The sequence below is a fragment of the Aminobacter sp. P4_H6_2 genome (assembly GCF_056400805.1).
Map to the genome: position 1 here is coordinate 1 of NZ_JBFUKO010000370.1, position 5,331 is coordinate 5,331.

At 59.0% G+C, this 5,331-nt stretch carries 11 protein-coding genes and 1 tRNA gene; 3 read left to right on the forward strand and 9 right to left on the reverse strand.

Translation table 11 applies throughout. The annotated features are described in order from the left end of the window. Positions 1-160 precede the first annotated feature (160 nt). From AC1DUU_RS21920 to AC1DUU_RS21960, 9 genes are read right to left on the reverse strand one after another with little or no spacing between them, the layout of a single operon-like run. Positions 161-475: a DUF6074 family protein gene (locus tag AC1DUU_RS21920; RefSeq protein ID WP_476785500.1), complete on the reverse strand. Its 315-nt coding sequence runs from the start codon at positions 473-475 to the stop codon at positions 161-163. Continuing rightward, the gene (locus AC1DUU_RS21925) at positions 472-999 is read right to left on the reverse strand and encodes a hypothetical protein (RefSeq protein ID WP_476785501.1); all 528 of its coding nucleotides are present in this window, start codon (positions 997-999) and stop codon (positions 472-474) included. The genes AC1DUU_RS21920 and AC1DUU_RS21925 overlap by 4 nt, the downstream gene beginning before the upstream one ends. Beyond that, positions 996-1,205, reverse strand: coding sequence for a hypothetical protein (locus tag AC1DUU_RS21930; protein ID WP_476785502.1), 210 nt, complete (start codon positions 1,203-1,205; stop codon positions 996-998). Before AC1DUU_RS21930 ends, AC1DUU_RS21925 begins: the two co-directional genes overlap by 4 nt. Further along, positions 1,202-1,378: a hypothetical protein gene (locus tag AC1DUU_RS21935; protein ID WP_476785503.1), complete on the reverse strand. Its 177-nt coding sequence runs from the start codon at positions 1,376-1,378 to the stop codon at positions 1,202-1,204. The genes AC1DUU_RS21930 and AC1DUU_RS21935 overlap by 4 nt, the downstream gene beginning before the upstream one ends. After that, positions 1,375-1,740, reverse strand: a complete 366-nt coding sequence (locus tag AC1DUU_RS21940) for a hypothetical protein (protein ID WP_476785504.1) — start codon at positions 1,738-1,740, stop codon at positions 1,375-1,377. Before AC1DUU_RS21940 ends, AC1DUU_RS21935 begins: the two co-directional genes overlap by 4 nt. Next, on the reverse strand, positions 1,737-2,111 hold the full coding sequence (locus tag AC1DUU_RS21945) for a hypothetical protein (protein WP_476785505.1): 375 nt from the start codon (positions 2,109-2,111) through the stop codon (positions 1,737-1,739). The genes AC1DUU_RS21940 and AC1DUU_RS21945 overlap by 4 nt, the downstream gene beginning before the upstream one ends. Then, positions 2,111-2,443 (reverse strand): hypothetical protein, encoded by a 333-nt coding sequence (locus AC1DUU_RS21950; RefSeq protein ID WP_476785506.1) that lies wholly within the window; start codon positions 2,441-2,443, stop codon positions 2,111-2,113. Before AC1DUU_RS21950 ends, AC1DUU_RS21945 begins: the two co-directional genes overlap by 1 nt. Next, the gene (locus AC1DUU_RS21955) at positions 2,440-2,952 is read right to left on the reverse strand and encodes a KilA-N domain-containing protein (protein ID WP_476785507.1); all 513 of its coding nucleotides are present in this window, start codon (positions 2,950-2,952) and stop codon (positions 2,440-2,442) included. The genes AC1DUU_RS21950 and AC1DUU_RS21955 overlap by 4 nt, the downstream gene beginning before the upstream one ends. Then, on the reverse strand, positions 2,949-3,140 hold the full coding sequence (locus AC1DUU_RS21960; protein WP_476785508.1) for a hypothetical protein: 192 nt from the start codon (positions 3,138-3,140) through the stop codon (positions 2,949-2,951). The genes AC1DUU_RS21955 and AC1DUU_RS21960 overlap by 4 nt, the downstream gene beginning before the upstream one ends. 124 nt (positions 3,141-3,264) lie before the next feature. On the opposite strand from AC1DUU_RS21960, the gene AC1DUU_RS21965 reads away from it, so the two are divergent. The 3 genes from AC1DUU_RS21965 (at position 3,265) to AC1DUU_RS21975 (ending at position 5,056) form a co-directional block, all read left to right on the forward strand. Next, positions 3,265-3,714: an Arc family DNA-binding protein gene (locus AC1DUU_RS21965; RefSeq protein ID WP_476785509.1), complete on the forward strand. Its 450-nt coding sequence runs from the start codon at positions 3,265-3,267 to the stop codon at positions 3,712-3,714. Further along, positions 3,714-4,952, forward strand: coding sequence for a tyrosine-type recombinase/integrase (locus AC1DUU_RS21970; RefSeq protein WP_476785510.1), 1,239 nt, complete (start codon positions 3,714-3,716; stop codon positions 4,950-4,952). The genes AC1DUU_RS21965 and AC1DUU_RS21970 overlap by 1 nt, the downstream gene beginning before the upstream one ends. A 35-nt stretch (positions 4,953-4,987) precedes the next feature. Then, positions 4,988-5,056 (forward strand) — tRNA-OTHER (locus AC1DUU_RS21975). Positions 5,057-5,331 lie beyond the last annotated feature (275 nt).

Consider the following 5,331-nt stretch of genomic DNA (forward strand, 5'->3'; position numbering starts at 1 on the left):
ACATAGGCCAACACCCATTGGCCGGCTGCAAGTGGAACGAAGGCGCGCGCGCGGATGACGTTCTCTACCTGTCCACGGGGCTCCGCCCCGAACCCCGACAGGGACTTAGTCCCTGTACCCCCGCCGACCGCTGTGCGGCCGGCATTACCTGCGTCAATGGTCATGCTGCACCATCCGGTGTTGAGCCATAAGATTGCTTTGGAAGAAGAAGGGCTCGGCTGACTGCACTACCGTAGCGTTCGATTTCACGGTCGATAAGTTCAGCGCTGAGCCCGAGATCGCGAAGGGACCGGCGATGGCGCTTGATGTGCGCTGCCCACCACTGCTGCCCCTGGTATCGATTGCGCGCGCCGAGCTGATGAGCCGCCGACCGAACCTCGCTCTGTCTAAACGCCAGTGGGAAAACAGCGATGGTGGCGGCTCTTATGCTTTCAAGGGTGATGAGACCACTGTGGTCCACATGATTTTCGATCATTCTGCCCCTCCATCTGGACCGCAGTGGTCCACATGATTTTCGATCCCCGAGAGCGTGACCGAAGCTGGCAGATTGATCGGTACGGCAAGCGTGATCGTGCGGCAGCGAACGATCTTTCCCTCCTTGCGGCGCCAGCCAAGATCGATCGTGATGATTCCCAAGGCGACGTATGCTGCGACGTCCCTGGATGCGGTCTTTGCGGAGAACCCTCCCGCTGCACGGCCAAGGTCTTCATTGCTCGCGAATATCTTGCCGGACTTCCAGTTGATGAAGTCAGCGAACGCAGCGAGCGTGCGGTGCTCATACCGGGCTTCGCGAATGACCTGGCTTGCGACGTACTTCCATGCGCGAAACGCATCGCGTTGGTTTGGTCGCGTCTTCGGCCACAGCCATTGCCTGGAAGCCTTAGGCTCGAACCGACGGCGTCTTCCACTTCTAGCGAGATCAGGAACATCGGCGAGGCGAGCAACTGGATCAAAGATGTTGACGGCCGAAGCCGCTTTGCGGTTGGCAACGGCGTTCATGCCGCCCTCCAGATGATCCCGATCCAGATGCCGGCAAGGCCGACACCGACGATCGATGCGAGAAGGAAAAGCTCGGCGGCAGACATTGCCGGCCGACTGGTGGCGCGCAGATCGTAGAAGCGGTCAGCGTGCCAATCTGACCGGCGTTGGAGGTGGACGGCTCGGCGCGCGTGGTAGAGCGCCAGGAGGGAGCGTAAGAGCCTCATTGCATCCTCACCACAACGAAATGCACTTCATGGTCGATCAGGATGCGCCATGCGCCGCCGTGGATCAGGCGCATGGACTCGGCCAGTTCGTCCGCGAGCTGCCTGACGAGTTCGACGTTACCGGTCGGACGCAGCGTGTCGGTAAGCGATGTTGGAAGTGTGCGAGGTCTCATGCTGCAACTCTCCTCTCGGCCATTGGCGTCAGGGCATTGATCAGCCCTTTGAGGGCCGCGCGTGGCTCGCACGAGCCATCGGCCCAGTCCTCGGCTGCAAAGAACACCTGCCGACGGAGGTCGCCGCCTGTCACCGGCTTCCGCGTAAGGGCCTCCTGTCTCAGGGCGTCAATTGCGTGGCCCACCTCTTCCTGAAGGAGGTCGAGCATTTCTCCGGCCTCGTCGAGCTCGTTCTGCCGATAGAATTTCGGCTGGCAGAGCAAGCCGCTCATGACGTTGAAGACAGTGCCGAGCGCCGTGCGCAGGGCGAACATCTGCTCGATCGACAGCTTGGAGGGATCGATGATCGATGAAGCGCTCATGCCACACCGCCCTTCCGGGCGAACCATTCGCGCCGGCATTCGAGGAAGGGCATATTCTCCTCAGCGAGGAAGGTGCGGATCGGGTCGAGTTGGTCGAGAACATCGCTGATCATGATTTCGGCGTCGCACATGCTGTATTCGGCCAGACCCAAGCTATCAGCCAAGACAGCGGCACGGATCGTGCGCAACCTCGCTATGGCTGCGTCCATTTCGTCGATGGGTGAGTGCGCCGGATACGGCACGGTTGCCGCACACGCCGCGGCCGTGGTACTGTTATGCACGTTCATTTCATTTCCTTTGGGGGAATTGTGGGAACCACGGCTCGGCAGGATTGCAGTCCTGGCCGGGCCTTTTGCTTTCTGGTTGGACATCACGCGCCCTCTTCTACGCGGGACATCCAAACCTGATCTTCCCAAATGTAATCGGTGACGAAGGGCGTCGGCTTTGCGGTGGTTCCTGCCGAAATCACGCCGAATTGGCTGGATTCCATGATCCAAGACCTATCGAGAAGGAACCAGGCGCGAAGTACCTCGCCGCCTACTTGTTCCTCTGTGCACGCGGATGCCTTCATGATGTGAGACAAGGCTTCGCCATATGGCAGCGCAGTGAGCTGCACCGATATATGTCGAACCAATTCCCCAAGGATTGCGGCGCGAAACTCAGGAGTGGCAGCGCCGTTGCTTTCAAATGAGACCTGCATCAAGCTGCCTTCCCCTTGCGAGGCTCGACGGTGATCGTGAACGCCGCCGGCTCGTGCTGCACACCGTCCGCGACAGCGTGCTCGATCCGCGTCACCTTCTTCGCCAGCATCCGAACGATGCCGTCCGTGCGCTTGATCATTTCCATCAACTCGGCAGGGAAGTCGGAAGCGGGCGCAAGCCGATGCTCCATGTGAGTGCGGACGATCTCGTTGCAGCGAACGGCGAAGGCCGGATCGAGATAGCGGGCGTAGCTCATGGCAATGTGCCAGTGGGCGAAGGTCTGGGCGTTCCGACCGCGTGCGACCGTGAAAATCTCATCCTCCGATTTTCGGAGGACTACATCAGCGACGTGCGCCGCGAACTCTTTGGTCGATGGCAGTTCACGCCACTTGGCCGGCTGCTTAGACGGATCGGAGCCCGCCGCCTTCCATAGGCCAGTCAGGCTGACCATCTCCCCCTTGAGCGAAACGCGCTGGCCGTCCAGTTCGATTAGTTGAGCGGAGTTGGTCATGCCGCGTCTTCCATGAAGAATGCGATCAGCTTGCTGCGGCTGACTACGTGCCGCTCGCCGATCTGCTTCACCATCGGGAGTTTTCCTGTGGCGATCATGTGATGCGTTTGCTGGTAGGTTCTTCCGATCAGGTCGGCGATCGCCTGCACTCCCCAAATCAGGTCGAGTATGTCGTCTTTGCTGTTCAATGGCCTCACTCCTTGTTAACCACCCGAAACGATGGCGCTTGTTGGTGCGTCATTGGTGTGGCATGTGTGTGTGTGTCATGGGTGTGGCATAGCTGTCAACGAGTTTGTGTGTCATTGGTGAGGCATGGCTAGAGAAGATTTGCACTTCCGACTGCGTATTCCGGAAGACCTGAAGGTGAAGGTGGAAAACGCCGCAGCCGAAAACCATCGGAGCATGACCGCCGAAATTGTGGCGCGTCTCGCCGATAGCTTTGATTTCAGTGGGGATTTTGACGAACTGTCGACTGCCCGTACCCTGTTGTGGAGGATGATCGACCTTCTCAACCAGCCGATCGACAATGAACAACGAAAACGTGTGGAAGAGCTCGCGCTGGTCTTCCTTGGCGGATTGCCTGCCAAGGAAGTCGAACTACTTCAGGGTCATGTCTGGCCCGAAGGCGACATTGACAATCACAACGCCCGCTTCGCCGAGTTGGAGAGGATGGTCACGTCATCTGTCGACAGGGCACTCGATAGACTTGCTGACAAGATGCGGATGCTTGGCTGGTCGGTGCAAAGGCCGGAGAACCGATAGTGAGCATTCGCAAGCGCACGTGGACGAATGCCAAGGGCGAAGAAAAGACCGCCTGGGTGGTCGACTATGTCGACACCAAGGGCAAGCGCCGGCTGAAGACCTTCGCAAAGAAGAAGGAAGCTGACGGCTTCTCGGCAACAGCTCACGTCGAAGTCAGGGACGGCACGCACGTTGCTGACACCGACAGCGTGACGGTTGGAAAAGCCGCAGATTTCTGGCTGGCTTCTGCCGAAGCGTCTGGCCTCGAGCGATCCACAACGGATCAGTACCGCCAGCATATCGAGCTTCATATTAAGCCGTTTCTGGGCGACACGCTGTTGTCGAAGCTCAACGTGCCGGCTGTGCGGGCATTTGAAGATAAGCTGCGCGATGAAGGCCGTTCCCCCGCGATGGGGCGCAAGGTGCTGGTCAGCTTGAGTTCGCTCCTGTCTGACGCGCTGGAACGCGGACTGACCTCAAAGAACCCCGTTCGGGATATGCGAGGCAAGCGCAAGCAAGGCACCGAACGCCGCCAGGAGAAGCGCCAGAAGGGCAGACTCAAGATCGGGGTGGATATTCCCTCCCGCGAGGAGATCAAGGCCATTGTCGGCGCACTGGACGGGCGCTGGCGCCCTCTCTTGCTGACGGCAATCTTCACCGGCCTGCGAGCCTCAGAACTTCGCGGCCTGCGCTGGAGCGACGTCGATTTCGATAAGCGAGAAATCCGGGTGCATCAACGTGCCGATCGGTTCAATGAAATCGGCCGGCCAAAGTCCGAAGCTGGCGAACGTGTCGTCCCTGCCCCGCCGATGGTCATCAACGCCTTGAAGGAATGGCAACTCTCCTGCCCTCGCCGGAAGACGGACAAGATGGATGCGAACGGCAACGCGGTGATGGTGCTTGATCTGATGTTTCCGAATGGAAACGGCAACGTCGAATCGCTGTCGAACATCATCAACCGCGGGCTGGCCCCGGCTCAGATGGGGGCGGGCGTTACCGTCGAGACTGAGGACAAGGACGAAGACGGCAACCCGATCGTCAAGGCCAAGTACACCGGCATGCACGCTCTACGGCATTTCTATGCTTCATGGTGCATCAACCGCCAGGCCGACGGTGGGCTCGGCCTGCCTGCCAAGGTGGTGCAGGACCGTCTCGGTCATTCGTCAATCATGCTGACTATGGACGTTTACGGGCACCTGTTTCCGCGTGGTGATGATGCCGATGAATTGGCCGCTGCGGAGAAAGCCCTGCTAGCTTGACGCGACATGGACGCAACATGATGCCAAATTAATCAATATTTTCAATTAACTCATTCGGATTGAAAATCCGCGTGTCCGTGGTTCGAATCCGCGTCTGGGCACCACCCCTTTCCCAAGTAAAACCAGATACTCCAGCTCATCCAGGCCTTCGCTTTTGGGCTTTGTCATGTCGAGATAGGCTGCAAGTAGGTCCCCTTGATTTCCAAGGGCCTCCAAATGACCAAGGCTAATCCACGCGACATGGAACGGGCGGGTGCGAAATATTCCAGGCCGGAAAAATCACGGCGAACCGGTGATTCGCTTTGGCGCCTTGTGAAACACCACTGCGTCTGAAACGCACCCAGGGAATTGATGGCTCGGAGCATCGCGGTGCTCCACC

What these genes read in the sequence shown, in the direction of transcription:
- AC1DUU_RS21965 (WP_476785509.1), top strand. Translation starts at nt 3,265, where the DNA reads ATGGCTAGAGAAGATTTGCACTTCCGACTGCGTATTCCGGAAGACCTG.
- AC1DUU_RS21925 (WP_476785501.1), bottom strand. Translation starts at nt 999, where the DNA reads ATGAACGCCGTTGCCAACCGCAAAGCGGCTTCGGCCGTCAACATCTTT.
- AC1DUU_RS21920 (WP_476785500.1), bottom strand. Translation starts at nt 475, where the DNA reads ATGATCGAAAATCATGTGGACCACAGTGGTCTCATCACCCTTGAAAGC.
- AC1DUU_RS21945 (WP_476785505.1), bottom strand. Translation starts at nt 2,111, where the DNA reads ATGTCCAACCAGAAAGCAAAAGGCCCGGCCAGGACTGCAATCCTGCCG.
- AC1DUU_RS21935 (WP_476785503.1), bottom strand. Translation starts at nt 1,378, where the DNA reads ATGAGACCTCGCACACTTCCAACATCGCTTACCGACACGCTGCGTCCG.
- AC1DUU_RS21955 (WP_476785507.1), bottom strand. Translation starts at nt 2,952, where the DNA reads ATGACCAACTCCGCTCAACTAATCGAACTGGACGGCCAGCGCGTTTCG.
- AC1DUU_RS21940 (WP_476785504.1), bottom strand. Translation starts at nt 1,740, where the DNA reads ATGAGCGCTTCATCGATCATCGATCCCTCCAAGCTGTCGATCGAGCAG.
- AC1DUU_RS21930 (WP_476785502.1), bottom strand. Translation starts at nt 1,205, where the DNA reads ATGAGGCTCTTACGCTCCCTCCTGGCGCTCTACCACGCGCGCCGAGCC.